Annotated in this window: 28 protein-coding genes and 2 pseudogenes; 27 read left to right on the top strand and 3 right to left on the bottom strand. The window is 50.8% G+C overall.

Features of this window, described 5'->3' with window-relative positions; all coding sequences use genetic code 11:
- The first annotated feature begins 6 nt into the window (after positions 1 to 6).
- The 8 genes and pseudogenes from dtd (at position 7) to lgt (ending at position 8615) form a co-directional block, all read left to right on the top strand.
- A complete protein-coding gene (gene dtd, locus AC06G8_RS16040; protein WP_480283306.1) occupies positions 7 to 450 on the top strand; it encodes a D-aminoacyl-tRNA deacylase in 444 nt (147 codons plus the stop codon).
- A gap of 105 nt (positions 451 to 555) precedes the next feature.
- A complete protein-coding gene (locus tag AC06G8_RS16035) occupies positions 556 to 726 on the top strand; it encodes a hypothetical protein (RefSeq protein WP_447664432.1) in 171 nt (56 codons plus the stop codon).
- Positions 727 to 1294: 568 nt separating this feature from the next.
- Positions 1295 to 2542 (top strand): histidine--tRNA ligase, encoded by a 1248-nt coding sequence (gene hisS / locus AC06G8_RS16030; protein ID WP_447664431.1) that lies wholly within the window; start codon positions 1295 to 1297, stop codon positions 2540 to 2542.
- 59 nt (positions 2543 to 2601) lie between these two features.
- Positions 2602 to 4422, top strand: a complete 1821-nt coding sequence (gene aspS, locus AC06G8_RS16025) for an aspartate--tRNA ligase (RefSeq protein ID WP_480283305.1) — start codon at positions 2602 to 2604, stop codon at positions 4420 to 4422.
- A 106-nt stretch (positions 4423 to 4528) separates the two neighbouring features.
- A complete protein-coding gene (locus AC06G8_RS16020; protein WP_447664429.1) occupies positions 4529 to 5284 on the top strand; it encodes a tRNA threonylcarbamoyladenosine dehydratase in 756 nt (251 codons plus the stop codon).
- Between the two features lie 197 nt (positions 5285 to 5481).
- Positions 5482 to 6525: an adenosine deaminase gene (gene add, locus AC06G8_RS16015; protein WP_447664428.1), complete on the top strand. Its 1044-nt coding sequence runs from the start codon at positions 5482 to 5484 to the stop codon at positions 6523 to 6525.
- Between the two features lie 355 nt (positions 6526 to 6880).
- Positions 6881 to 7318, top strand: a pseudogene (locus tag AC06G8_RS16010) (AAA family ATPase); the annotation flags it as partial.
- A gap of 499 nt (positions 7319 to 7817) precedes the next feature.
- Positions 7818 to 8615 (top strand): prolipoprotein diacylglyceryl transferase, encoded by a 798-nt coding sequence (lgt, locus tag AC06G8_RS16005; protein WP_268615983.1) that lies wholly within the window; start codon positions 7818 to 7820, stop codon positions 8613 to 8615.
- Between the two features lie 166 nt (positions 8616 to 8781).
- On the opposite strand, the gene AC06G8_RS16000 is transcribed toward lgt, so the two are convergent.
- Positions 8782 to 9003: a hypothetical protein gene (locus AC06G8_RS16000; protein WP_268615981.1), complete on the bottom strand. Its 222-nt coding sequence runs from the start codon at positions 9001 to 9003 to the stop codon at positions 8782 to 8784.
- Between the two features lie 331 nt (positions 9004 to 9334).
- On the opposite strand from AC06G8_RS16000, the gene AC06G8_RS15995 reads away from it, so the two are divergent.
- The 11 genes from AC06G8_RS15995 to AC06G8_RS15945 all read left to right on the top strand — a co-directional run bounded on the left by AC06G8_RS15995 (position 9335) and on the right by AC06G8_RS15945 (position 15451).
- Positions 9335 to 9916, top strand: coding sequence for a sulfurtransferase TusA family protein (locus tag AC06G8_RS15995; protein ID WP_268615979.1), 582 nt, complete (start codon positions 9335 to 9337; stop codon positions 9914 to 9916).
- 42 nt (positions 9917 to 9958) lie between these two features.
- A complete protein-coding gene (locus AC06G8_RS15990) occupies positions 9959 to 10354 on the top strand; it encodes a DsrE/DsrF/DrsH-like family protein (RefSeq protein WP_268615977.1) in 396 nt (131 codons plus the stop codon).
- Positions 10355 to 10374: 20 nt separating this feature from the next.
- On the top strand, positions 10375 to 11523 hold the full coding sequence (locus AC06G8_RS15985) for an MBL fold metallo-hydrolase (protein ID WP_480283304.1): 1149 nt from the start codon (positions 10375 to 10377) through the stop codon (positions 11521 to 11523).
- A 13-nt stretch (positions 11524 to 11536) separates the two neighbouring features.
- Positions 11537 to 11764 carry a sulfurtransferase TusA family protein gene (locus AC06G8_RS15980; RefSeq protein WP_268615972.1) on the top strand — a complete coding sequence of 76 codons (228 nt, stop codon included), beginning with the start codon at positions 11537 to 11539 and terminating at the stop codon, positions 11762 to 11764.
- A 291-nt stretch (positions 11765 to 12055) separates the two neighbouring features.
- Complete coding sequence (locus tag AC06G8_RS15975; protein ID WP_268615970.1) at positions 12056 to 12838, top strand: sulfite exporter TauE/SafE family protein; 783 nt, start codon at positions 12056 to 12058, stop codon at positions 12836 to 12838.
- A 103-nt stretch (positions 12839 to 12941) separates the two neighbouring features.
- Positions 12942 to 13424, top strand: coding sequence for a DsrE/DsrF/DrsH-like family protein (locus tag AC06G8_RS15970; protein ID WP_268615967.1), 483 nt, complete (start codon positions 12942 to 12944; stop codon positions 13422 to 13424).
- 79 nt (positions 13425 to 13503) lie between these two features.
- Positions 13504 to 13770, top strand: a complete 267-nt coding sequence (locus tag AC06G8_RS15965) for a metal-sensitive transcriptional regulator (RefSeq protein WP_268615965.1) — start codon at positions 13504 to 13506, stop codon at positions 13768 to 13770.
- Positions 13771 to 13813: 43 nt separating this feature from the next.
- Complete coding sequence (locus tag AC06G8_RS15960; protein WP_268615958.1) at positions 13814 to 14125, top strand: rhodanese-like domain-containing protein; 312 nt, start codon at positions 13814 to 13816, stop codon at positions 14123 to 14125.
- Positions 14126 to 14206: 81 nt separating this feature from the next.
- Positions 14207 to 14563: a rhodanese-like domain-containing protein gene (locus AC06G8_RS15955; RefSeq protein ID WP_268615956.1), complete on the top strand. Its 357-nt coding sequence runs from the start codon at positions 14207 to 14209 to the stop codon at positions 14561 to 14563.
- Positions 14564 to 14600: 37 nt separating this feature from the next.
- Complete coding sequence (locus AC06G8_RS15950; protein ID WP_268615955.1) at positions 14601 to 14987, top strand: rhodanese-like domain-containing protein; 387 nt, start codon at positions 14601 to 14603, stop codon at positions 14985 to 14987.
- A gap of 80 nt (positions 14988 to 15067) precedes the next feature.
- Positions 15068 to 15451 carry a DUF302 domain-containing protein gene (locus AC06G8_RS15945; protein ID WP_268615953.1) on the top strand — a complete coding sequence of 128 codons (384 nt, stop codon included), beginning with the start codon at positions 15068 to 15070 and terminating at the stop codon, positions 15449 to 15451.
- Between the two features lie 223 nt (positions 15452 to 15674).
- On the opposite strand, the gene AC06G8_RS15940 is transcribed toward AC06G8_RS15945, so the two are convergent.
- Complete coding sequence (locus AC06G8_RS15940) at positions 15675 to 15857, bottom strand: helix-turn-helix domain-containing protein (protein ID WP_411829367.1); 183 nt, start codon at positions 15855 to 15857, stop codon at positions 15675 to 15677.
- Positions 15858 to 16033: 176 nt separating this feature from the next.
- Here AC06G8_RS15940 and AC06G8_RS15935 point away from each other — a divergent pair.
- Positions 16034 to 16637 (top strand): annotated as a pseudogene (locus tag AC06G8_RS15935) (recombinase family protein).
- A 72-nt stretch (positions 16638 to 16709) separates the two neighbouring features.
- On the opposite strand, the gene AC06G8_RS15930 reads toward AC06G8_RS15935, so the two are convergent.
- Positions 16710 to 18305, bottom strand: a complete 1596-nt coding sequence (locus AC06G8_RS15930; RefSeq protein WP_268615951.1) for a multicopper oxidase family protein — start codon at positions 18303 to 18305, stop codon at positions 16710 to 16712.
- 313 nt (positions 18306 to 18618) lie between these two features.
- Here AC06G8_RS15930 and AC06G8_RS15925 point away from each other — a divergent pair, with 313 nt between their 5' ends.
- From AC06G8_RS15925 to AC06G8_RS15895, 7 genes are all read left to right on the top strand, one after another.
- A complete protein-coding gene (locus AC06G8_RS15925) occupies positions 18619 to 18942 on the top strand; it encodes a metal-sensitive transcriptional regulator (protein ID WP_279626864.1) in 324 nt (107 codons plus the stop codon).
- A gap of 23 nt (positions 18943 to 18965) precedes the next feature.
- Positions 18966 to 19166, top strand: coding sequence for a copper chaperone CopZ (gene copZ / locus AC06G8_RS15920; protein WP_268615949.1), 201 nt, complete (start codon positions 18966 to 18968; stop codon positions 19164 to 19166).
- Positions 19167 to 19246: 80 nt separating this feature from the next.
- A complete protein-coding gene (locus AC06G8_RS15915; RefSeq protein ID WP_268615947.1) occupies positions 19247 to 21679 on the top strand; it encodes a heavy metal translocating P-type ATPase in 2433 nt (810 codons plus the stop codon).
- Positions 21680 to 21687: 8 nt separating this feature from the next.
- Positions 21688 to 22320 (top strand): nitrite reductase, encoded by a 633-nt coding sequence (locus AC06G8_RS15910; RefSeq protein WP_326114327.1) that lies wholly within the window; start codon positions 21688 to 21690, stop codon positions 22318 to 22320.
- A 14-nt stretch (positions 22321 to 22334) separates the two neighbouring features.
- Positions 22335 to 22967: a TVP38/TMEM64 family protein gene (locus AC06G8_RS15905; RefSeq protein ID WP_268615942.1), complete on the top strand. Its 633-nt coding sequence runs from the start codon at positions 22335 to 22337 to the stop codon at positions 22965 to 22967.
- A gap of 34 nt (positions 22968 to 23001) precedes the next feature.
- Entirely contained in the window at positions 23002 to 23694 is a 693-nt protein-coding gene (locus AC06G8_RS15900; protein ID WP_268615940.1) for a response regulator transcription factor, read from the top strand.
- Entirely contained in the window at positions 23691 to 24779 is a 1089-nt protein-coding gene (locus AC06G8_RS15895; RefSeq protein WP_268615938.1) for a sensor histidine kinase, read from the top strand. Before AC06G8_RS15900 ends, AC06G8_RS15895 begins: the two co-directional genes overlap by 4 nt.
- Positions 24780 to 24991 lie beyond the last annotated feature (212 nt).

Here is a 24991-nt window from a genome sequence, read left to right as displayed (position 1 = left end):
CTCATCGTGAAAGTCGTAGTTCAGCGCTGCTCCAGCGCATCGGTCTCCATCGGGGGAGCTGTCGTCGGCAGCATCGGGCAGGGACTCATGCTGCTTGTCGGATTTGCCCATGAGGACAGCGAGGCGGACATTTCCTGGATGGCCGATAAAATCGCGAACCTGCGCATTTTCGAGGACGGGGACGGGAAGATGAACCTGAGCGTGCTCGACGCGGGCGGCGCCGTGCTTTCGGTGTCCCAGTTCACCCTATATGGCGATTGCCGCAAGGGACGGCGTCCCAACTTCATGTCCGCAGCCCGGCCGGAGCATGCGGAGCCGCTCTACGAAGCGTTCAATGGAGCGCTGCAAGCGCTCGGGCTCCAGGTGGAGACGGGCCGTTTCGGGGCTATGATGGATGTATCCCTCGTCAACGACGGACCGGTCACGCTCCTATTGGACAGCCGGGAATAATCCCTGATTCCGGACTAACGAAGCCGTTATGCGGCAACACTACTTACCGGACACCTCGACAGACGCTTCATAAGCGATTTGACGGAGAGAAAGGAAGTGGCCGCCATGCGGCAGGGACGCAAAATGCAGATGCTAAGCCGCGCTTCCAGCCGGATCCTGCAAGCGGACAGGCGGGAAGCGCTGCTGCTGGATGATCTGGAGGAAGACCTGGAGTTCGCGGAAGATTGGGCAGGGGGCGGAGCGGCGCCCAAAAAGGATGATCGGGAGGAAAGCTGACCTTTCATGCCGGCAGAGCATTTGTCATCCAATTGTAATCTGGGCAACATCATCGCTTAACACAGCCGGGCTATACTTGATCTCGACCCCCTTTTTAATATGGCAAGACTTCAGAGCCCGCTTGCCGGGCTCTTTTTTTTGTTCCGACGGGGAGAGCGGCTTGACTTGATCCCTTTACAGCGGTAGAATGAATCTCAATTGAAACCAACCTTTGATGATGGGAAGAAGTACTCTGCGCGCACGTATTCAGAGAGGGACGCCGTTACGGCTGCAAGCGTCCTTATGGTGGCGGGAGGAATGACATCCCGGAGAACATCCGGCGAAGAAGGCTTTTGCGCGCATGACGGCGCAGCCTTTGCGTAGACGGCATGCGTGTGACGGGCGTTAACCGTTCTTTGAAGCGGATGGACCGGCCTTGGGCCTTATATCCGGAATCAGGGTGGCACCACGGGAGATCGAGCTCTCGTCCCTGACGACCTTATGGGGTCGTCAGCGGACGAGAGCTTTTTTTGTCGATGAAGATAGGTTGGGATGCGATGATGCTGAGCCAAAGCAAGGAGGGGCGGTTATGGGATTTCAAAAAATGCCGGGCACGCAGGATCTGCTGCCCGGACAAGTCGAGAGATGGCAGTTCGTCGAAAGCAAGGCGAGGGAAATATGCCGCAGATTCAACTTCCGTGAAATCCGCACGCCGATGTTCGAGTCGACGGACTTGTTCCGGCGCGGCGTCGGGGAGACGACGGACATTGTCGAGAAGGAAATGTACACGTTCGAGGACCGCGGCGGGCGCAGCCTGACGCTGCGTCCGGAAGGAACCGCCGGCGTCGTGCGCGCCTATGTCGAAAACAAGCTCTACGGCGAGCCTGATCTGACGAAGCTGTATTACGTCGGACCGATGTTCCGCTATGAGCGCCAGCAGGCCGGACGCTACCGCCAGTTCCACCAATTCGGCGTGGAAGCGCTCGGGTCGGTCGATCCGGCGCTCGATGCGGAGATCATCGCGCTCGGATATACCTTCTATACGGAGGTCGGCCTGAGAGACGTGCGCGTGGAGATCAACTCGGTCGGGACGCCCGAGGTGCGCGCGGCGTTCCGCGGCAAGCTGCTGGAGTTCCTGGAGCCCAAGCGCAGCGTTCTGTGCAAGGACTGCCAATCCCGCATGGACCGCAATCCGCTGCGGGTACTGGACTGCAAGCATGACCAGCATCACTTCGAAGGCGCGCCGTCGATTCTGGACAGCCTGGACGAAGCCAGCAGTCAGCATTTCGAGAAGGTGAAGCAGCATCTGAGCGATATGGACATCCCGTATGACATCAACTCCCGGCTCGTCCGCGGACTTGATTATTACACGAATACCGCCTTCGAGTTCAAGGCGGAGGGAATCGGCGCCATCGACACGATCGGCGGCGGAGGCCGCTACAACGGCCTCGTCGGCGAAATCGGCGGGCCGGACCAGCCCGGCGTCGGATTCGGCCTCGGCATCGAGCGCACCGTCATGATTCTGGAGCACCAGCAGGGAGGCGAGGCGGCCAAGCCGCGCATCGACGTGTATCTGGTTGCTCTCGGCGAAGCGGCGGAGCGCGAGACGGCCAAGCAGCTTCAGCTGCTTCGCAAAGCCGGCTTGTCCGCGGAGCGCGATTATCAGGGACGCAAGATGAAGGCGCAGATGAAGTCGGCCGACCGTTACGCCGCGCGTTATACGGCGATCCTGGGCGACGACGAGCTGGCAGCCGGCCAGATTTCCCTCAAGGAGATGGATACCGGCGAGCAGCGCATGGTTCCTCTCGCAAGCCTGGCTTCCGAAATCAAAGGTTAAGCCGCATTCGGAATCCAAGTATTGACCACCCGTGCCAACCATCCGAAGGAGTGACAGAAATGAGCGAACAAGCTTATCAATGCGGACGGCTGACCAAAGCCGACGTAGGCAAAACCGTGGAACTGAAAGGATGGGTGCAGCGCCGGCGCGACCTCGGCGGCGTGCTGTTCATCGACCTGCGCGACCGCACGGGCATCGTGCAGATCGTCTTCAATCCGGCTTATTCGGGCGACGCGCTCGGCATCGCCGACCGCGCGCGCAGCGAGTACGTGCTCGCTGTGAAAGGAACCGTCGTTGAGCGCGACGCGGAGACTCGCAATCCGAATCTGGCCACCGGCGAGATCGAGGTCCGCATCACCGAGATCGAGATTCTCAATGCCGCCAAAACGCCGCCGTTTCCGATCGAGGACGGCATCGAGGTCGACGAGCCTCTCCGCCTGAAGTACCGTTACCTGGACCTGCGCCGTCCGGAAATGCAGCGCACGCTGCTCCTCCGTTCCAAGGCGTCCAAAATCTTCCGCGACTTCCTCGACGGAGAGGAATTCGTCGAAGTGGAAACGCCGATCCTCACCAAGAGCACGCCGGAGGGAGCACGCGATTATCTCGTGCCGAGCCGCGTGCATCCGGAGGAGTTCTACGCTCTGCCGCAATCGCCGCAGCTCTTCAAGCAGCTGCTCATGGTCGGCGGCGTAGAGCGCTACTACCAGATCGCGCGCTGCTTCCGCGATGAGGATCTTCGCGCCGACCGCCAGCCGGAATTCACCCAGGTCGACATCGAGACTTCCTTCCTGGCACAGGACCAGCTGCTCGCGATGATGGAGAAGCTGGCTCAGCGCTTGTTCAAGGAAACGGTAGGCGCCGACATAACAGCGCCGTTCCAGCGCATCACCTATGCGGATGCCATGGACAAATACGGCTCCGACAAGCCGGATCTGCGCTTCGGTCTGGAAATCGAAGATATCACGGACATCGTGAAGGGCAGCGACGTGAAGGTATTCGCGAGCGTGGCTGCTTCCGGCGGCGTCGTGCGAGTGCTGAACGCCAAAGGCTGCGCAGGATGGAGCCGCAAGGAGCTTGACGACCTGCAGCCGTTCGCGGCCCGCTACGGCGGCAAGGGGCTTGCCTGGATTACAGTGAAGGAAGGCGAATGGCGCGGTCCGATCGTGAAATTCCTCAAGCCGGAGGAGATCCAGGCTCTGACCGAGCGTCTCGGCGTTGCAGAAGGCGATCTGCTGATGTTCTCCGCCGACAAGAAGAAGATCGTTGCCGACGTTCTCGGCAACCTGAGACTGAAGGTCGGACGCCAGCTGAACCTGATCGACGATTCCGTCTTCAAGTTCGCCTGGGTCGTGGACTTCCCGCTGCTCGGCTGGGATGAGGAAGCGAAGCGTTATGTCGCCGAGCATCATCCGTTCACCCGTCCGAAGGATGAGGATCTGCATCTGTTCGATACGGATCCTGGAGCGATCCGCGCTCAAGCCTACGATCTGGTGCTCAACGGATACGAAGTCGGCGGCGGCTCGATGCGGATCTACAAGCGGGATATCCAGGAGAAGATGTTCACGGCGCTCGGCTTCAGCATGGAGCAAGCGCATGAACAGTTCGGCTTCCTGCTTGACGCTTTTGAATACGGCACGCCTCCGCATGGCGGCATCGCTTTCGGCCTGGACCGCTTGATCATGCTGCTGGCCGGCCGCACCAACCTGCGCGAGACGATCGCCTTCCCGAAAACGGCGAGCGCGACCGACCTGCTGACGGCGGCTCCGTCTCCGGTGGATATCGCCCAGCTTCAGCAGCTGCATATCCGCACGGTTGCGAAAGCGGGCTCGAAGCCGGCTCAGGGAGTAGCGCCAGCCCCGGCCCCGGCCGTTCAATCGTAGTCGAGAGCTCTCTGCAAATTACAGGCATGGAAGCAGGCCGCACCGGAACCGGTGCGGTTTTGCCCTGCCTGAAAGGGTAACGAAGAGGATAAAGGAGGAAATGCCCATGCTCAATCAATTTTCCCGAACGGAGCTTGCCTTCGGGCCTGAAGGCATCGAAGCCATGAAGCGGAGCACCGTCGCCGTGCTCGGCATCGGCGGCGTCGGCTCGATCGCGGCCGAGGCTCTGGCCCGTACCGGCGTCGGCCGGATCATCCTGATCGACAAGGATGTCGTGGACATCACCAATATCAACCGGCAGATCCATGCCTTGACGACGACGGTCGGCGAACCAAAGGCGGATCTGATGCGGGACCGCATCAAGCTGATCAACCCCGAGTGCGATGTCATCAGCCTGAGGATGTTCTATACCGAGGAGACGTACGAGAAGCTGTTCGAATACCCGCTCGATTATGTGCTCGACGCATCCGACACGATTTCCTATAAGGTCCACCTCATCAAGCAGTGCCTGGAGCGGAATATTCCGATCATCTCCAGCATGGGAGCTGCGAACAAGGTCGACCCGACCAAGTTCCAGGTTACGGATATTTCCAAAACACATACAGACCCCGTCGCGCGCGTCGTCCGCCAGAAGCTGCGCCGCGAAGGCGTGAAGAAAGGGGTCCAGGTCGTCTTCTCGTCGGAAGAGCCTAAAAAGCCGCGCGAGGACGTCACCCAGCGGATCGTGCCGGACAACGCTCCGGAAATCCGCAAAGCCCAGCAGCCGCCTGCAAGCAATGCATTCGTGCCGCCGGTAGCGGGACTGATCATGGTCAGCGTCGCCGTGCGGGAATTGCTCGCTAAATCCGGAATAACGCTGTAAGCTTTCCTATTCAATGGACAAAGACGGCTCTCGATTAGAGGCCGTTTTTAGGTTTAGCTATTTAAAATCTTACATTTAAAGTTATGTATAGGGCATATATTTAGTGGAAATAGCCTATTTTGTGTAATATATATTGACATGAAGCTTCAAATTGGATACCATCATTTCTAATTAACATCAACGGGATGGTGCATATCATGGTCACGATGAATCTGATGAGGCGTTTGCCGAAAATCGAATTGCATTGCCATCTCGACGGAAGCGTCAGACCGGCAACAGCCGCCGAAATCGCCGAGGAGGAAGGAATCGAGCTGAGCTGCCGCGATTTGCGGGATTTGACGGACCGCATGACCGCTCCGCCTTCCTGCAGCAGCCTGATGGAATATTTGGAGCGGTTCGAGCTCCCGCTGCTGCTGATGCAGTCAGCATCTTCGCTGTCGCGCATCGCGTTCGAGGCAGCCGAGGATGCGGCTCTGGAAAACGTCCGCTATCTGGAAGTGCGCTTCGCGCCGCATCTGCATACCCGCCGGGGGCTGACGGTCGAGGAGGTCATCGAGTCTGTACGCTCCGGCCTCCGCGCCGCTGAGCAGAAATACGGCCACTGCGTGCGCATGATTCTGATCTGCATGAGGCATCATGGCCAGATGGACAACGAGGAGATCGTGAGGGCAGCCGCGCGCTATCATGGAGACGGGGTCGTCGGCGTCGATTTGGCGGGAGACGAGGCCGGCTATCCGAACGAGCTGCATGCGGAAGTGTTCGAGCTGGCTGACAGGCTCAGACTGCCGATCACGATCCATGCCGGCGAGGCGTCTGGGGCATGCAGCATCCGCTGCGCCGTCGAGAAGCTGCGGGCGCGCCGGATCGGGCACGGGGTCAGGCTGCAGGAGGATGCCGAGGTGACGGAGCTCATCCGTGTCAAGGGAATTCCCCTCGAGCTGTGCGTCATCAGCAACGTGCAGACGAAGGCGGTATCCTGCATGGAGGCGCATCCGATCCGCAGCTACCTGGACAGCGGCCTGCTGGTGACGGTCAATACGGATAACCCGACGGTGTCGGGAACGAACCAGACGCGGGAGTACGAGAATCTGACCCGCAGGTTCCGATTCTCCGCCGGGGATATCCGCAAGGTCGCAGCCCATGCCATCAATGCGGCTTTCGTCGACGAGGACCGGAAGCGCCAGCTGCGGGAGCTGTTCGAGCGCGAATGGTCCGAGCTTGGGCTGGCGGCGGAAGCCTGAGGATTTGCCGGACAGAGCCATCCGAAGACTTCAAGAACTGAATGGGCTTGATCATCTTATGGCGGGGGGACGGCAATTCCCGACCGGCAGGGGCAGACATCGTGTCTGTCCTTTTTTTCATGGAGCAGAGAAGTCCGGCAGATGGGCCGGGCAGCGAAATTCCCGGCTTCTCCGCAAATGCCGAGGGGAGACGGCCGGCTCCCATATCGGCTCAAGCATGGTGGATTCGTAGCGAACGTTTGTGCCCTATCGGCAGCTGTGATACACTTTTTTTAAAGGAATCCGGCTGTCCGGGAACCGGTTGCTGCCTTCCCGGATATCCCTCAGCCCAGCATAGTACAGGGGATGTTGCGAGATGGACTTATTTGATTATAAAGAAGAGAAGGAGCAGCCGCGGGCGCGGCTGCTTGCGGACCGCATGCGTCCGCGGACGCTGGACGAGTATATCGGCCAAGAGGATGTCGTCGGCCCGGGAACGCTGCTGAGGCGCGCGATCGAAGGCGACCAGGTCAGCTCGCTGCTCCTGTTCGGCCCTCCGGGCAGCGGCAAAACGACGCTGGCGAGCATCATCTCCAACCGTACCGAGGGGGAGTTCGTGAAGCTCAATGCCGTCGAAGCGTCGGTCAAGGATGTTCGGGACGTCATCGAGCGGGCGAAGAGCGCCAAGTCCCTTTACGGGCGCAAGACGATCCTCTTTCTCGACGAGGTGCATCGCTTCAACTCTTCCCGCCAGGATGCGCTGCTTCCGGCGGTCGAGCAGGGAATCATCATCTTCATCGGGGCTACGACCGATTATATTCATAGTTTTTTTAAGAGAGAAAGTATAAATACAGTAATATAAGAGAAATCTTTATTATTAAATTTGGAGAAAAAGTAGATTTGGAGAAAAAGTAGAGGGTGAAAACTTTTTCTCCAATTTTTTTGGTTTGGGTGATGTGGGGAGTGTATATAGTGAAAAAGAAACGTACAGATTTGTTTGAGGAAAATAAACAACAGCCCAAAATAAAACATACTCCGGTGCGAATCCCTACCTCATCCATCGACGCGATCTTTTCCGCAGCCAACTATTATCCAAAACGGCGCAGCTTCAATCTGTCTTTGGATTTGTCGAATCCTAAGATAGCAGCCTATTAGACAATCTTGAAATGCATTCCGATTTTTATTGTGTGATCAACCTGACCATTCTAACGAATGTGAGTTTTTTATTGCATTTTTAAATCAATTCGATTAGCTAACTTTAGTATGTTAAAATGCAAAGGGAATTAGTACTTCTCACAGAAAAGGTGAAAAACATGAGAGTGATCCTATTTTACATAGGGAGCTACCCCGTTCATTCCTACGGGTTAATCGTCGCGATTGCCATCCTTCTTGGCATTTCCCTGGGATATTATTTGGCAAAAGGAACGTCTTATCAAAAACACGTTTTAGATGTGGCTTTCTTCCTTATTATCGGCGCAATCGTTGGTGCTCGGTTTTGGGAAGTATTCTTTTTTCAATGGGGCTATTATTCACAGCATTTGACCCATATCTTTTCGATCTGGGAAGGCGGCTTATCAATACAGGGAGGTTTGGCCGGAGGGTTTGTTGCAGGTGCAATTTATACGTGGCGTCATAAATTGAATTTTTGGGAAATGGCCGACATTTTATCGCCGGCTATTATCTTTGGGCAAGGAGTGGGGCGAATCGCATGTTTATTAAATGGTGATGCTTTTGGAACACCGACCAACGCTGGGTGGGGGCTCGTTTATCCTCCGGGCACGATGGCATATGACACCTATGGAAGCCAGCCGCTGTATCCTGCAGAAGTGTGGGAGGGACAATGGGACTTTGTTGTTTTTGGCCTGCTTTTGATGCTAAAAAGTCGTCCACGGTTTCGAGGCTTTCTATTTCTTTCATACAACATTTTCTATTCTTTTGGCCGCTTTATGCTTGAATTTCTTCGCGGGGATACGCCGCGCTTTATCTTTCATTGGACTGCTGCACAGATTACCAGTATGACGTTGATCGTGGTCTGTCTGGCAGCTATGGCTTTCCTATATTATAAAAACAACAAGTTTCAACCAAGAAACCATGCAGAAACCTTAAGTTAGTGCCTGTTTATAAGAAGAAAATAAAAGATAATGAGAAAAACACGTAGACCCCACAACAGATTCATGTGGGGTCCTTTTTTTGAGTGAATGAGGCGCGATCAATGTCCAGTGATAGCACGTTCAGAAATATCATTACGGTGGATTTTCGTAATGAGATACACATTCTCTAAGATAAAAATTGTTCAGAAGGAAGAATCTTCTTATGTATCAAAAGCTGGATAGCGACTACGACCTGAAGATCCGTTAACTTACACATCTTTGCAATCGTAGCTAAGTCATCAGATTTTGCATGCCCATTAGCTAACACCTGGTTGACTAACTTCTCTACTGAACTTAATTGATCAAGTTTTTTAATCGACGCCGTCCTGTTCTCCGTTGTTTGCTTCATGCTGCACCCCCCAGTGTAGAAATAGCACACCACTAAGTACTTAGCCATTTGATCATATATTGAAACACGAGAACCACGATTATTTTCCAGCATTGTTTTTTGACATCCGCCGGGTTCGCCGGAACATTGGATGTTTAAGTTGGTAGTGTTGACAAAGGCAAATCTCTGCCTTATTATAATACCCATAGGGGTATGCGTATAAGTAATAAATATCCTTTGGAACTTGCTTCACTGTCCGTGACACTGACTGTAATAAGCAATATTTTCCCCCTGTTGGACACACTAATAAAAAACCACATGGGGTGACCAAAACATAAGGAGGGTTATTGGAATGTCTTTACCATCAGGTATCCAAGCAAATAAGACGCTCGATTGTAAAGGGCTCGCATGTCCCATGCCCATTGTAAAAACAAAAAAAGCCATGGACGAACTAACAGCAGGGCAGGTGATCGAGGTTTTGGCCACGGACAAAGGTTCATTGGCCGACATGCAAGGCTGGGCTAAAAACACAGGTCATCAATACCTTGGGACGATCGAGGAAGGCGAGGTTTTGAAACATTATCTTCGCAAATCGAGTCCGAATGAAATCAAAGAGGAACACAAATTTCCGTTTACCATAACCAATGAAGATTTGGAAAAAAGACTGGCTGCGGGTGAAAACATAACGGTTTTGGATGTGCGCGAACCAGCTGAATATGCCTTTCACCGTATTCCCGGAGCAAAATCCATTCCACTCGGTGACTTGGAAAGCCGCCTTCACGAGTTAGACCCGAATGATGACATTCAAGTTGTCTGCCGTACTGGAAACCGCAGTGATCTGGCCTGTCAGCTCTTAGCTGAAAAAGGCTTTAAAAATGTCAAAAACGTCATTTCTGGCATGTCCGGCTGGACCGGGCCAACCGAGCAGAACTAAATAAAACAAAAAATTAAAACTCAAATAACGGAGGTAATCCTTATGTCTAATAAAGTAGCAATCATTGCAAGTAACGGCGGATTGTTTGATGCCTACAAAGTATTCAATATCGCGACGGCGTCGGCGGCAACAGATGCCGAGGTCGCTATATTCTTCACATTTGAAGGACTGAATTTGATTCATAAAGAGGCGCATCATCAATTACCCCTTCCATCTGGGAAAGAGCATTTCGCCGAAGGATTCAAAAATGCCAATGTTCCCTCCATCCCTGAACTGGTAGCGATGGCTCAAGAGCTAGGTGTGAAGATTATCGCTTGCCAAATGACCATGGATGTCTTGAATTTGAAAAAAGAGGATTTTATCGATGGCATTGAAGTCGGCGGGGCTGTTACATTCCTGGATTTCGCAAAGGATGCCAACGTTTCATTAACGTTCTAAGTTAAGGGGGAGAGCAAGTCATGACAACCGCAACAGGATTAACCAAGATGACGGCAAGAGAACTGACCCAATTTGTACTGAATAAGGAAGAACTCTTTATTCTCGATGTTCGAAACGAAAGTGATTTTAACGATTGGAAAATTGAAGGGGAGCGTATTGATGTGATCAATATCCCTTACTTCGAGTTATTGGATGGTGTGGACCCTGCACTTGATCAAATTCCCAACGGTAAAAACGTGTTGGTCGTTTGTGCCAAAGAAGGGTCTTCCAAATTTGTTGCCGAACAGTTGGTGGAAGCCGGCCGAAGCCCCGTTTTTTACCTGGAAGGCGGCATGAAGGCTTGGAGTGAACATTTGGAACCGGTCAAGATTGGCGAATTAAAAGATGGGGGCTCCATGTATCAGTTTGTCCGGATCGGGAAGGGCTGCTTATCCTATATGGTTGTGTCCGGCGGTGAAGCGGTTATGGTAGACACACTGCGAATGACGGATGTGTTTGAAACCTTTGCAAACGAACAAGGAGTGAAGATTTCGCACACCATTGACACTCATCTTCACGCCGATCATATATCGGGCGGAAGGAAGCTTGCTGATCAAGTTGGGGCCACCTACTGGATTCCTGCAAAAGATGCGACCGAAGTCACTTTTGACTATGCCAAGCTGGAAGAAGGTCGGGCAATTACCGTAGGCAACACCACGATTAACATTCAACCGGTATATTCTCCCGGCCACACTATTGGCAGTACATCGCTGATTGTAGATGATCAATATTTACTGACCGGGGATATCTTGTTCATCGAGTCGATCGGGCGACCGGATTTGGCCGGGCAAGCCCAGGATTGGGTAGGAGATCTGCGGGAGACGCTGTATGACCGTTATAAAGAACTGTCACAGGATCTTGTTGTACTCCCGGCTCATTTTGGCAAGGTGTCCGAACTTGGTGAGGGAGGCCGGGTGTCCGCTCGTTTGGCCGATTTATATGCGAGCAACCGAGGTTTAAACATCGCGGATGACACAGAGTTCAGACGTATGGTTACCGAAAATTTGCCGGAACATCCGAATTCGTATCAGGAAATCCGGCAAACCAATATGGGCAAAATCGCCCCAACTGATGAAGAGCAGCGCGAAATGGAAATTGGTCCGAACCGCTGCGCCGTTCACGATAACTAAGGAGGAATAACGAATGCAAGCAGATCTGATTGTGGATACCAAAGGAATGGCATGTCCGATGCCAATTGTAAAAGCGAAGAAGGCACTCGATGGATTACAGCCGGGGCAGGTCATGGAGGTACTCTCTACCGACAAAGGCTCCGTGAACGATTTTCAAGCGTGGGTGAAGCAGACCAAACATGAGCTCATCAAACATGAAGAGGAAAAAGGCATTTATAAATTTTTCGTAAAAAAGATTTGATTTGGTTACGTATAAAAATAAGCGAACACAACTGGTGTGTTCGCTTATTTTAAGCCGTCATATAGGATTCGAACCCCCAAGGAGCAGTAGGTTTCTTCTTTAAAATGTCCTTGTGGACAAACCTTTGTACAGCAAAGGGTTTGATTTATAGGGGTCAATCGTTGGTTGCACGTGGGGCAGTTATCTGCAAATATCTTTTTCAAAACGCTTAGCATACGCGATCACCTTATTTCTGATGAGATTACTTGGTTTAATTATAGCCCATTTTTAAAGCAGAACAAGGAGGGAATTATGGACATTCTCCTTTATATGGTCATGACGTTACTGGGTTTTGTCGGTTCCTTCTTCTCTGGCTTACTCGGCATAGGCGGAGCCATTATCAATTATCCCCTTTTGCTATTTGTTCCATCCACTCTCGGCGTGGCTCAATTTACCGGGAGGGAAGTCGCAGCCATTAGCATGTTCCAGGTATTCTTTGCATCCTTAGCCGGATTGATTGCATTTCGCAAGAAGGGCGAGAAAACGATTCATAACGGACTTGTGCTATATATGGGAACCAGTATATTGCTGGGAAGTCTAGCGGGAGGCTTTGGATCACGCTTTTTACATGGAGACGTCATTAATATCCTTTACGGAGTGCTGGCGATTATCGCCGTCGTGTTGATGTTAATTCCAACCCGAGTAAAACAAGCAGACCCGGAGGGCGTAATCACGTTCAATAAATGGATCGCCGCTATATCCGCCTTTATTGTGGGTATCGTGTCCGGTGTTGTCGGTGCCGGTGGCGCGTTTATTCTGATCCCGATTATGCTGACGGTCTTAAAAATACCAACACGAATTACGATTGCTTCCTCACTTGCCATCGTATTCATTTCCGCCGTTGGCGGTGTGATCGGTAAAATAACAGCGGGACCGTTTCCTATTATCCCTACCATTTTTGTGGTGCTGGGCAGTTTGATTGGCGCTCCGCTCGGCTCCCGAGTGAGTTCAAAAATAAACGTACGGTTTTTGCGCTACGCTTTGGTCATTTTGATATCCTTAACCGCGGTAAAGGTTTGGTCATCTATTTTATAGCTTTACTGGATAGGATTTTCTTGAGATCAAGGCTTGCAATCATTTCGTTTGTCTTGTATTATACCTATAGGGGTATATGTATATATTAAGGGGGCATTATAACATGGAATTGACAAAACAAAAAACAACCATTGTTTTATTTAGTGGTGATTTAGATAAAGCGATCGCGGCTTTTATTATTGCGAATGGCGCTGCGGCTTACGACCATGAAGTAACCATTTTCTTTACGTTTTGGGGATTAAATACGCTGCGCAAAGATGAAGTGGTAAAAACTAATAAAGGGTTGCTGGAGAAGGCTTTTGGCTGGATGATGCCAAGGGGCGCGAAGCGACTCGGATTGTCCAAAATGAATATGGCTGGTATGGGACCCCAAATGATTAAGCATGTTATGAAAAAGCACAACGCGCTTTCACTTCCACAGTTGATCGAATTGGCACAAGAACAAGGTGTAAAACTGGTTGCCTGTACGATGACGATGGATCTGCTTGGGCTGCAGCAAGAGGAATTGATGGATGGCATCGAATATGGTGGGGTGGCCGCTTACCTCGGAGACGCATCAGAGGGTAAAGTGAATCTGTTTATCTAATATCGTCATGTTTTGTTTTTATTTTTGACTTATAATATACCCATACATGTATAAGTGAAATGAAAGGTAGGGGTAAATAATGGAATACAATTATACCGATGAATTGAAAACACGCTTGAGAAGAATCGAGGGTCAGGTGCGCGGCGTGCTTCGCCTGATGGAAGAGGGCAAGTCGTGTAAAGAGGTTGTGAGCCAGCTGTCGGCTGTACGTAATGCATCCGATAAGGCCATCGCCCAAATCGTTGCCGAGAATTTGCAACAATGTTTGTTGGAAGCGCAGGCCGCTGGTGGAGATACAGACAAGCTTGTTAAGGAAGCGGTTGAACTACTTGTGAAAAGCCGGTAAATCAGATTGCAATAAATATTTCGAACGCAGGAGGGGTTTGATCATGGCGGTTCAAATACCAAAAGAGATAACACCGCAGGAAGTTTCCGAACGTTTAAAACAAAGCGAGTCCCTCTTCATTATTGACGTGAGGGAACCGAACGAGTGGTCCGCCGGACACATCGCCGGTGCGAAACATATTCCGCTGGGACAATTGATCGAAAGACAACATGAACTGGACCCTAAACGCGAAACCATTGTGGTTTGCAGAAGCGGTAACCGCAGCGGACTTGCGTGTGAATTGCTAACCGAAAAGGGATTCAATGTCGTGAATATGACAGGTGGACTCAACGCGTGGACGGATGAATTGGTTTAAATCAAAGAAAAATTTGTGATGCTTGAAAGCTGGGAACAGCAGTCGTTGTGCAATACTTTAACGGTAGGAAGGAGGACAGTAATGCCGATTCTTTTCTTACTGCTTTCTTTTGCATTTTTGTGGTGGATACGAATGCTTTGGCCGGTTAAAGGCCTTTCATTCGTCGACCCGAAGGTATTGAAAGGCGTGTCAGATGTACAGATAAACTTGAAAATGCTTGATGTCCGGGATGCGGTGGAATATCAGAAGTGCCACATTGACGGCTCCATTAATATATCGTTAGGCCGATTACCGTTCGTCTGGAAAAAGGAGCTTTCACCGAACCAGCCGGTATTGGTCTTGGCCGATTCCGGTTATAAAAGCAAGAGGGCAGCTCGAGTACTGAAACGTCAGGGTTTTCGGGAAATCTATGCGGTGCGCGGAGAATATTGCGCGTAAATATGGGAAGGCTTTAAAAGCATGAAAGGGGAGCATCATGGACAGCAGTACCGTTATTAATCTCATTGTCATTATCTTGGTCATCTGGTTTGTTTATACGCGTTTTGGTCCAACTAAGGGTTTGCGAACCTTGAAGGAGGGCGAATTCCGCAAAGAAATAGAAAACTCCCCGAACAAATTGTTGGTTGATGTCCGCGAACCGGGCGAGTTCAAGGGTGGTTTTATCCCGGGAGCTCGAAATATTCCGCTATCCCAGATCAATGGACGTCTCGCAGAAATCCCAAAAGACCGGGATGTGCTGCTCTACTGCAGAAGCGGCATGCGGAGTAAAAACGCTGCGCGTATTCTCAGGAAGAACGGCTATACCAAGCTTGCCCATTTACAGGGTGGCATTGGTGCTTGGGGTGGGAAGCTCTCGAAATAATATTTTTTTAGCGGTTTTTTGCGGATCGATTCAAATTTATGAGCTAACAGGGTTAGACCATAGACAGGAGGATGAAATCTATGTTCCACTATACGGTTGAAACTAAAAAATCGCCCGAACAAGCTATTGCAGATCTTCAAGAAAGCTTGAAGGAAGAAAAATTCGGTGTGTTATGGCAGCTCGACATGAAAGAAAAGCTGAACGAGAAAGGCGTGGAATTTGACCAGACCTATCACATCCTTGAAGTCTGCAACCCCGTAGAGGCCAAACGGGTTTTGTCTGAAAATGCGCTGGTTGGTTATTTTCTTCCTTGTAAGATCGCGGTCTATGAAGAAGACGGAACAACAAAAATTGGAATGCCGAAACCTACGGCTTTAATCGGGCTCGTGGAGAACGAACAGTTGATGGCTCTCGCACGGGATATCGAAAATCGCCTAGTGACTTGTGTTGATAAGAGTGTTTAAACGAGAAGGCAAGCCGCAAGGTGTGGAAGTTTCTATGCAAGGTGCCGAAGGTTGTACGGCAGTTCCTAAATTCACCGTTCGCCGTGGCAGTGCTAACTGTTGTTTTGATGTTCTTTTTTGGTGGAGGTAAGTAATGGGGGCCTATAACTCGGGTGGACAAGAAGAAAGACAAAGCATAGGTACCGTTCACCATGCTTTGCCTTTCTGCCGTCCTTTACTTATCTCAGTGCTTCTTTTGTCGCCGCATCTTCCACATAGGACGGATTAATTTGCCCAAACCTAGTGCCTTAAAAACCTTGTCGATCGTTCCCATCTTTACGCCTTCATGGCCAGCTTCGATTTGCGAAATTCTCGCCTGGTTCGTTCCTGCCGCCTCGGCAAGCTGTCGCTGCGACCAGCCTAGTATCGAAAAAAGGAACAGTCGATCAGCTTGGAAGACTTTTGCTTATGGCAAAAAGCATACGTTTTGACAGGTCCGGAAACGGGCTTTTTTTTGTGTCAAAATGCCTAAAAATGATTATTGAAGTATTTCATGATATGCCATATACTTTTTGAAACAAATGTGTTGAGGAGGCGTGAAGCATGGAGCTGGCTTATGCGCGGGTATCGGCCAAAGACCAAAATCCGGAACGGCAGCTTGTGAAGTTTCGGGCGCTGGGGATTGACGAGCGTTACATATTTATTGATAAGCAAAGCGGCAAAGACTTTAACCGGCGAGGTATCAAGCTATGCGGCTGATGATCCGGCAAGGCGATCTTGTTTACCTGGATGCGCTGGACCGGCTGGGCCGCGATTATGACGGCATCATTTCGGAGTGGAAAACTATTACGCGTGAGCTGCAAGCGGATATCGTCGTGCTGGAAAACGAAACGCTGTTTGACAGCCGGAAGTTCCGGACAATGGGCGACTTTGGCAAAGTGATGGAGGATCAATTTTTGACTTTGCTTTCCTACGTGGCCGAGCAGGAGCGGAAAAAGAACCGGCACGCCAAGCAGAAGGGATCGAGGTTGCGCGAAAGGACGGCGTGAAGTTTGGGCGTCCCAAGAAGCAGATCGACGCAAACTTTATCCGGATATATGACCAATGGCGATCCGATAAGATTACGGCCACCGGAGTCATGAAGTTGCTTGATATGAAGTCCAACACGTTTTACCGGCGTGTGAGGGAGTACGAAAGTCAGAAATGATGAATGGAAATGGGGATTTTCCGCTAATTATTAATCAGGGGATGAATAAAGGCCACCCCCTTTGTCTTTACATTATTCCGGTTTATTCCCTGCGTTCGGATCTGCCACAAAATCACTCTTATAATCTGTATATTTCAGCTCCGTCACCATGCCGGCAGAAGCATGATGCAGGTCATGGCAGTGGAACATCCAATCACCTGGATTATTCGCTTCAAAGGCGACTACGTATTCTTCGCCGGGCTTCACGTTTAATGTATCCTTCATAATAGGCGCACCTGTTAGGGGAGTTCCGTTTTTGCTTAGAATCTGGAAGAAGTGACCATGCAAATGCATCGGATGATCATCGGTCTTGGACTTGTTCACCAGACGTACTTTTACGGTATCGCCCTTTTTAACAGTCAGTGCATCTGTGTTTGGAAATGTCTTGTTGTTGATAGTATAAACCATTTTACCGTCTTTCATTTCGGTGTTCAGGTTCATCGTATATTCTAATGAATATTTTTGATCCAACGAAAAGGCTGTTTTCACAGCTTCGCCGTATTGTGCCAAGTCAAATGCCGGCAGCTTCTCTGAAGCGTTGGATTTGTCGGCAGACGATGAAATCCCTTCATAAACAATCATGGCTTTCATGCCCGATGCCGGTTTATTATTGCTATGATCTTCAATCAACCATTGGCCGGGGTTGTTGGCGACAAATTCAATGTCGTAACGTTCCCCCGGAGCAATATTAAGCACATTATCTTTCAAAATGCCTGGATTGTTTACCGGCTGGCCATCCGTTGCGATGACTTTAAACTCATGCCCATGCAAATGAATTTGATGGGACAAATAACCAGCGTTGATCAAGCGGATACGTACTTTATCTCCTTGTTTGACCGGAAGCGGATCGACAAGCGATCCAGATTTCCCATTGATGGTGAAAAGATCGTACATGCTCATATCATGCCCCATCGGCATGGAATTCATATTATTTTCCTTGGCAGAGGAATCGCCGCTGTGCATATTCATGCCACTGTGATCCATCCCCGACATATCCATTCCGGACATAGCCATACCCTCGCCGGAGCTCACCCACTCATCCAGCATCAGTGTGTAGTCCCGATCCACTTTTTCATCGGTTTTGCCTTCCACTACCAAAGATCCGTACAATCCGCGATCCAATTGATTCACGCTATCCTGATGCGAGTGGTACCAATAGGTGCCCGGCACGTCCGCCTTAAACTCGTACGTAAACGATTGGCCTGGCTGTACGGCATTTTGCGTTACGCCCGGAATACCGTCCATGGCGTTTGGCACAGGCACGCCGTGCCAGTGAATCGTGACGGGCTCCGATAATTGGTTTTTCAAATTGATCTTTATCGTATCTCCTTGCTTTACCCGAATTTCTGGGCCTGGAACGGAATTGTTGAAGGTCCACACCGGCAAGGTTTTACCGGGGGCGATTTCCTGATTGCTTTCCATCGCAGTCAAATTAATTTCTTTCCCCGTCAGCACCTGCGTCTTTACTGCTTGAGCATCTGTCGTTTTCTGAGGTTCGTTTGTTCCCCCCATATTCATTTTCGAATGATCCATTCCGCTCATTCCGCTTAACGAACCGGAACAACCAGCCAATACAATCGAAAAAGCACCGATGATTATCAGGCTCTTTAGTTTCCAATCAGCTTTCATCGTTTATCCTCCCTTTCTGTATTTGAGTCCTATAAATCCATCATAGATGAAGTGTATGTAGAACTTATGTAAGAGGAAAGAAGATCCACTAGACGGCAGCGGCAAGTGGAAGTAGGAGCTTCAGGAGCCTTTCTAAAGGTGGGTGACCGGGAGGAACTGTCTTAAGCGTGTAGCGCAATTTTTCTTTCGGATCTTAGAAAAGTGTCATTGTTTTTGGGAAGGGATTTTAAAAACCTCGTTTGGCTTTACATACCATAAGGGGGTATTGTATATTTTAATTGTGAGGTGATAAGTTGTGGGGAGGCAAGAGGAAGTGGTAACGAACGAAACCGACGATGCCTGCTGTTCTGCGGACAGTGAAAGAAAGAGCCATCACTCGGATAAAATGAAGGGCAATCTGATCTCCCGGCTCAACCGGATTGAAGGGCAAATTCGCGGAGTAAAAGGTATGATCGAGCGAGATACTTATTGTGACGATGTACTGAACCAGATCGCAGCGATTCAGTCGGCCTTGAACAGCGTAGGCAAGCTGCTTCTGGAAGGTCACATGAAGAGCTGCGTCGTCGAACGCATCCAGGCTGGGGAAAGCGAAGTCATTGATGAACTCTTGATTACGGTTAACAAATTGATGAAATAATACAACTATCGGAGGGATTATATATGCAACAAGCAACGCTGAAAGTAAACGGCATGTCCTGCCAACACTGTGTGAATTCCGTTGAGAAAGCCGTCAAAGAAATCGGTGGTTCGGCTCGTGTCGATCTGAAAAACAACGAAGTGACGGTGGAATATGATGAAAATAAATTGTCCTTGGATGCGGTAAGAGAAGCTATCGAAGAACAAGGGTATGACGTTGCCTAATGAATAAACAGGCCGCCAACGGAGGCCTTTCTTTTTACAAATTCATATACCCTATAGGGGTATGAAAGGAGTGGGGAATCATGCAAACCAGTGAAGCACAGCAAAACAAGCAAACCACGCTGCAAATATCGGGCATGACTTGCGCCGCATGCGCGAACCGGATCGAGAAAGGCTTAAGCAAACTGGAAGGCGTGACGGAAGCAAACGTGAACTTTGCGCTTGAGCAGGCGTCCGTTACATACAATCCGGATAAAGTGAATATTCCCCTAATCGAGAAAAAAATTCAGGATATCGGCTATGATACGGTGAAAGAAGCGGCCGATTTTGATATTAGCGGCATGACCTGCGCCGCCTGTGCGGCCCGGATTGAGAAAGGGCTAAACAAAATGCCTGGTGTATCGAAAGCGACCGTTAACCTGGCGCTGGAAACCGCTCACGTGGAGTATTCGCCATCCGAACTGTCCACTTCGGATATCGTGAAAAAAGTGGAGCAGATCGGCTATAAAGCAGCCATTAAAGAGGAACAGCAAGAAGCGGTAGACCACCGGAGGAAAGAAATCAAGGCGCAGCAAAAACGGTTCCTGCTGTCGGCCATCTTATCGATTCCGCTCTTGTGGGCGATGGTCGGACATTTTTCGTTTACGTCTTGGATCTGGGTGCCGGATCTATTTATGAATCCTTGGTTTCAGCTCATCTTAGCAACGCCCGTTCAATTTATCGTCGGACGCCCCTTTTATATTGGCGCGTATAAAGCGCTTCGGAACGGCAGCGCCAATATGGATGTGCTTGTGGCGCTTGGCACCTCCGCTGCCTATTTCTACAGTTTGTATTTAACGGTGCAGTGGGCCAATAACGTGCATGCCCATCATGCGCCAGCCATGTATTACGAAACCAGCGCAGTGCTCATTACACTGATCGTACTTGGAAAATTGTTTGAAGCGTTAGCGAAGGGCCGGTCATCGGAAGCCATTAAAACGCTCATGGGTCTGCAGGCGAAAACAGCACTGGTTGTGCGAGACGGTCAGGAAGTGGCGATTGCGATTGAGGATGTGGCTGCAGGCGACGTAGTGATCGTAAAACCCGGTGAAAAAGTGCCGGTTGACGGCATGGTGCTGGAAGGTTCATCTGCGGTGGATGAATCCATGCTTACCGGTGAAAGCATTCCGGTCAGCAAGCGTCAGGGCGACTCGGTGATTGGGGCAACCATCAATAAAAACGGTATGCTCCGCATTCAGGCGACCAAAGTCGGCAAAGAAACGGCGCTGGCACAGATCATCAAAGTGGTGGAAGAAGCCCAAGGCTCGAAAGCGCCGATCCAGCGCATAGCCGACGTGATCTCCGGCATCTTTGTTCCGATTGTTGTCGGCATTGCAGTGGTGACGTTCCTGGTTTGGTATTTCGGCGTGGCTCCCGGTGATTTTGCCGGTGCGCTCGAAAAAGCCATTGCGGTGCTGGTCATTGCGTGCCCTTGTGCACTTGGGCTGGCTACGCCTACGTCCATTATGGCCGGGTCCGGCCGCGCGGCGGAGCTTGGGATCTTGTTCAAAGGTGGCGAACACCTGGAATCGACCCATAAAATTACAACTGTTGTATTGGATAAAACGGGTACAGTGACGAAAGGCAAACCCGAGCTTACTGATGTATTGGTTTCAGAATCGCAGGATGAAAGCCGGTTCCTCGCTTTCGTAGCAGCAGCCGAGAAAAACTCCGAGCATCCGCTGGCCGAAGCCATTGTTGCTGGTGTTCGGGAACGAAATATTGCTTTTCCCGAAGCCGAGGCGTTCGAAGCGGTGCCGGGGTTTGGCATTCGCTCGGTTGTCGAAGGAAAAGCGGTACTCATTGGAATACGAAAATGGATGGCCAAAAATCAGATTGACGCGCAGACGGCTTACGAGCGGATGAATGAGCTTGAAGAATCGGGAAAAACCGCGATGCTCGTTGCAATTGATGGTCATTATGCGGGCATTGTGGCAGTGGCCGATACGATCAAGGAGAGCTCCAAAGCCGCCGTTGCGCGACTGAAAGAGCTGGGACTTCAAGTGGTGATGATCACCGGCGACAATGAACGGACCGCCCAGGCAATCGCCCGTCAGGTCGGGATCGACCGGGTGCTTGCGGAAGTGCTGCCCGAGGGCAAAGCAGATGAAGTCAAGAAATTGCAGCAATCGGGCCAGAAAGTGGCCATGGTTGGCGATGGCATCAATGATGCCCCGGCACTGGCTACGGCCGATATCGGTATGGCTATTGGCACAGGCACCGATGTCGCCATGGAAGCGGCCGATGTGACGCTGATGCGCGGCGATTTAAACAGCATTCCGGATGCTATCCTGATGAGCCGCAAAACGATGACCAACATCAAGCAAAACCTTTTTTGGGCACTTGCCTACAATGTGATCGGCATCCCGATTGCCGCGGCTGGATTTTTGGCTCCTTGGCTGGCCGGGGCGGCAATGGCCTTCAGCTCGGTATCGGTTGTGCTGAATGCGCTTCGGCTGCAGCGGGCTAAATTGTAAGAAGGAGTGTGGGGAAATTGGCTTACAAGAAATTTGCCGTATCGCCGGGCTTCCGGGAAGGGGGCTCCCTCTTTAAGCCGGAGCAACTTGCTGTGCTTGATTCCATCGTAGGAGACGATGCCAAGATCGAGCTCACCACCTTCAAACAACTCTATGTAGAGATGGAGGAAGACCGGATCAGTGCCGTCCAAATCCAATTAAAAGAGGTCGGTTTAGACATTCAACCGGCCGGATATTACACGAAAAATTTGATCGCCTGCAATTTTTGTCGGGGGGCCGAGGATGCCGGTCTGAACGTGGCAAAAAGGCTGGATGAAGCCATTGTCGGCAAAGAAGTCCCAAGTCCTTTGAAAATCGGGTATGCCGGATGCGCACTCGGAACCAGTGAGCCGCTGCTCAAAGATATTGCGGTAGTCAAGATGAACGACGTGTATGATATCTATGTCGGCGGTGAAGCCAAGGGTATCAAAGCTCGTCTCGGTCAGTTGTACGTGTCGGGCATTCCGGAGGATCGGATCATTCCCCTCGTAACCCGTCTCATTGCGATTTTTCAAGAGCTCGGGAAAAAGAAAGAGAAGTTTTCGAAATTCGTGGAGCGCCTAACGATAGAACAACTTCAAAAAATGACGCAACACAGTTAGGAGCAAGAGAGCGGATGATGAAGAAATGGCTTCTATTTTTCGGATATGTGATCGCGGTCATCGCCATCATCCTATACAAAGATCCCATCCTGGGGTGGCTCCATGATGATACTGCCGACCATTTCATGCTGCCATTTGGTGCAGCCGTTTTAATCGCCCTCATTCCAGTTGTACCTTACGGCGTGATTGCCGGGATCATCGGGGGCAAATATGGCCCCTTTTTGGGTGGGATGATCAATGTCCTCAGCTCTACTGTTGCCGCTGCCCTGCTATTTTTGCTCGTCAGGGTTGTGTTTCAGGAGCAGGGCATCCGGTTTTTGGCTAAATTCAAACGAATCGACCAATTTACAACGCTTATGGAGCGAAATGCGTTTTTCGCAGTGTTACTCGCTCGTCTGATTCCGTTTGTACCTGCAGCTTTCGTAAATGTCTATACGGCCATCAGCCGCATGCGATTTAGCCCCTTTGTGGCCGCTACGCTTCTTGGGAAAATACCGATGATGTTCGTATTTGCCCTTATCGGGGATCAACTGCTTTCCGATCTCGGCAATGTGCTCTGGATATCGCTTATCTATATGGGCTTTCTGCTGCTGGTGTTTCTTGTCTATCGGTGGCTGCGAAAGCGGAAAATCAGCAATGCGGGGTGAGCCGTACATCATTTTTATGTAGGGGAGGTCAATGATGAGGACGATTTTGGTAGTCGATGATGAAGAAAAAATTCGGGATGTCGTTGTATCCTATCTGAAAAAAGAAGGTTTCCACGCGGTCGAAGCCGCGACAGGGAGCGAGGCTTTGCAGGCGATGCAGCGTAAATCCGTCGATCTCGTGATATTGGATCTGATGCTTCCGGATATGGACGGGGAGCAGGTTTGCCAAACGATACGCAAAATGAATTCGGTACCCATTCTTATGCTTACCGCAAAGGTATCGGAAAACAATCGAATCAAAGGGTTATCCATTGGCGCGGACGATTATTTGACCAAGCCGTTTGATCCGCGTGAAGTCGTGGCCCGGGTCCGGGCCATCTTGCGCCGAACCGATGACAGTCAGCTGCTTGCCGATCGCTTATCGTTTCACGATGGTCATTTGGAGATCGATTCGCTGGCACATACGGTGTTCCGCGAAGGAAAATCGGTCAGCTTAACGCCGAATGAATACAAGCTGCTGTGCGCTTTGGCCAAATATCCGCAGCGGCATTTTACGCGTGAAGAATTGGTGGACAAGGTACTCGGCTATGGATTTGATGGTGATATCCGCACCATTGATCAACATGTGAAAAACATCCGTCACAAAATCGAACCGGACCCGAAGAATCCCCAGTATATTGTGACCGTCTACGGGCTCGGCTACCGGTTTGCTGGGGGCGCCACATGAATAAGCGGCTGCACACACGCCTTGCTTTGATCATTATCGGTACGGCGACATGTATCCTGATCATTTCGACGTTAAGTGTGATTATGGCTACTCATTACCATATTTCGATGTTCCATGATCAAGCGGCGGGCATGAACCATGATGTGTCCCAATTGGATTATCACTTGGAGCAGGCGCTTTTGGAGTCCATCATCTGGACGTTTACCGGTTCGATTATCCTCGCGGTTGTGATCGGGTTTTATATCGCGAAACGGATCTCGCGGCCGCTTGTGGACATGAAACAGGCAGCGGAACGCATTTCGGATGGGCATCTTGATACGCGGGTCGCGATCAGCGGCAACGACGAGCTCGCGGAACTCGGCACGTCGCTGAACGAACTGGCCGCGCAGCTGCATAAACAAGAACAGCTTCGGGTCACGATGACCGAAGACATTGCCCATGAACTACGAACGCCGCTGGCCACGCTGAAAAGCCATATGCGAGCCTTTGAAGATGGGGTTTGGGAACCGACTCCGGAGCGTATCCATGCGTGTTACGAAGAAATTGAACGGCTCACCAAAATGGTAGCCGAACTGGAAGATTTGACCCATATGGATTCACCGGCGTTTCAGTTGGAGCGAAAACAAGAGTCCCTGGATTCGATGATTGCCCAAGGAGTCGATCTTGTCGCGGCAGCTTATCTGGAAAAAAAGGTGGAGCTTTCGTTTCACTGTAACCCCAATATCCGGATCTTTGCCGACCGCAATCGCATGATTCAAATTTTGGTCAATCTTCTTAGCAATGCCCTAAAATTCACGCCGGAAAACGGACATGTGAGGATTGAGACAGTCGAAGAAGCACAAGACGTGCTGATTCGCGTCCAGGATTCGGGCAGCGGTATTGAAGAAAAGGATTTACCCTATATCTTTGAGCGATTTTACCGGGTGGACAAGTCGCGGAATCGGAGAACCGGGGGCAGTGGTTTGGGTTTAACCATCGTTAAGAAGCTGGTCACCGCTCATGGTGGACACGTGTCGGCAGAAAGCACGCATGGGACCATGTTTACGATCCGGCTTCCGAAAGAAAATCATGCCGGTTTAACCTAAATCCGCACTTCTACACAAGATCTTCACAAGTGCTGGGTAAACTTATTGTATCCTGCCTTTGGTATGAATTGGTGTGGATATTCATAAAGAGACAAATCGGATTAGGGGGACGTTTTCCTGAAAAAAATCATCACACTCGCGATGCCAGTTCTCATTGCCGCAGCATTCACAGCATGTTCCAAGAAAACGGCCGACGATCCGAACGGCTCCCA

Source organism: Paenibacillus sp. SJS-P3 (genome assembly GCF_056711585.1).
The sequence above is the reverse complement of the archived record's forward strand: the minus strand, read 5'-3'. Positions and strand labels throughout refer to the sequence as shown.

Excerpts from the sequence above, each read along its gene's own strand:
- add (WP_447664428.1), top strand. The coding sequence starts at position 5,482 with ATGGTCACGATGAATCTGATGAGGCGTTTGCCGAAAATCGAATTGCAT.
- AC06G8_RS15980 (WP_268615972.1), top strand. The coding sequence starts at position 11,537 with ATGCAAGCAGATCTGATTGTGGATACCAAAGGAATGGCATGTCCGATG.
- lgt (WP_268615983.1), top strand. The coding sequence starts at position 7,818 with ATGAGAGTGATCCTATTTTACATAGGGAGCTACCCCGTTCATTCCTAC.
- AC06G8_RS15950 (WP_268615955.1), top strand. The coding sequence starts at position 14,601 with ATGGACAGCAGTACCGTTATTAATCTCATTGTCATTATCTTGGTCATC.
- AC06G8_RS15965 (WP_268615965.1), top strand. The coding sequence starts at position 13,504 with ATGGAATACAATTATACCGATGAATTGAAAACACGCTTGAGAAGAATC.
- AC06G8_RS15900 (WP_268615940.1), top strand. The coding sequence starts at position 23,002 with ATGAGGACGATTTTGGTAGTCGATGATGAAGAAAAAATTCGGGATGTC.
- AC06G8_RS15915 (WP_268615947.1), top strand. The coding sequence starts at position 19,247 with ATGCAAACCAGTGAAGCACAGCAAAACAAGCAAACCACGCTGCAAATA.
- AC06G8_RS15955 (WP_268615956.1), top strand. The coding sequence starts at position 14,207 with ATGCCGATTCTTTTCTTACTGCTTTCTTTTGCATTTTTGTGGTGGATA.
- AC06G8_RS15895 (WP_268615938.1), top strand. The coding sequence starts at position 23,691 with ATGAATAAGCGGCTGCACACACGCCTTGCTTTGATCATTATCGGTACG.
- copZ (WP_268615949.1), top strand. The coding sequence starts at position 18,966 with ATGCAACAAGCAACGCTGAAAGTAAACGGCATGTCCTGCCAACACTGT.
- AC06G8_RS16000 (WP_268615981.1), bottom strand. The coding sequence starts at position 9,003 with ATGAAGCAAACAACGGAGAACAGGACGGCGTCGATTAAAAAACTTGAT.
- hisS (WP_447664431.1), top strand. The coding sequence starts at position 1,295 with ATGGGATTTCAAAAAATGCCGGGCACGCAGGATCTGCTGCCCGGACAA.
- AC06G8_RS16035 (WP_447664432.1), top strand. The coding sequence starts at position 556 with ATGCGGCAGGGACGCAAAATGCAGATGCTAAGCCGCGCTTCCAGCCGG.
- AC06G8_RS16020 (WP_447664429.1), top strand. The coding sequence starts at position 4,529 with ATGCTCAATCAATTTTCCCGAACGGAGCTTGCCTTCGGGCCTGAAGGC.
- AC06G8_RS15995 (WP_268615979.1), top strand. The coding sequence starts at position 9,335 with ATGTCTTTACCATCAGGTATCCAAGCAAATAAGACGCTCGATTGTAAA.
- AC06G8_RS15985 (WP_480283304.1), top strand. The coding sequence starts at position 10,375 with ATGACAACCGCAACAGGATTAACCAAGATGACGGCAAGAGAACTGACC.
- AC06G8_RS15975 (WP_268615970.1), top strand. The coding sequence starts at position 12,056 with ATGGACATTCTCCTTTATATGGTCATGACGTTACTGGGTTTTGTCGGT.
- aspS (WP_480283305.1), top strand. The coding sequence starts at position 2,602 with ATGAGCGAACAAGCTTATCAATGCGGACGGCTGACCAAAGCCGACGTA.
- AC06G8_RS15960 (WP_268615958.1), top strand. The coding sequence starts at position 13,814 with ATGGCGGTTCAAATACCAAAAGAGATAACACCGCAGGAAGTTTCCGAA.
- AC06G8_RS15945 (WP_268615953.1), top strand. The coding sequence starts at position 15,068 with ATGTTCCACTATACGGTTGAAACTAAAAAATCGCCCGAACAAGCTATT.
- AC06G8_RS15905 (WP_268615942.1), top strand. The coding sequence starts at position 22,335 with ATGATGAAGAAATGGCTTCTATTTTTCGGATATGTGATCGCGGTCATC.
- AC06G8_RS15970 (WP_268615967.1), top strand. The coding sequence starts at position 12,942 with ATGGAATTGACAAAACAAAAAACAACCATTGTTTTATTTAGTGGTGAT.
- AC06G8_RS15930 (WP_268615951.1), bottom strand. The coding sequence starts at position 18,305 with ATGAAAGCTGATTGGAAACTAAAGAGCCTGATAATCATCGGTGCTTTT.
- AC06G8_RS15990 (WP_268615977.1), top strand. The coding sequence starts at position 9,959 with ATGTCTAATAAAGTAGCAATCATTGCAAGTAACGGCGGATTGTTTGAT.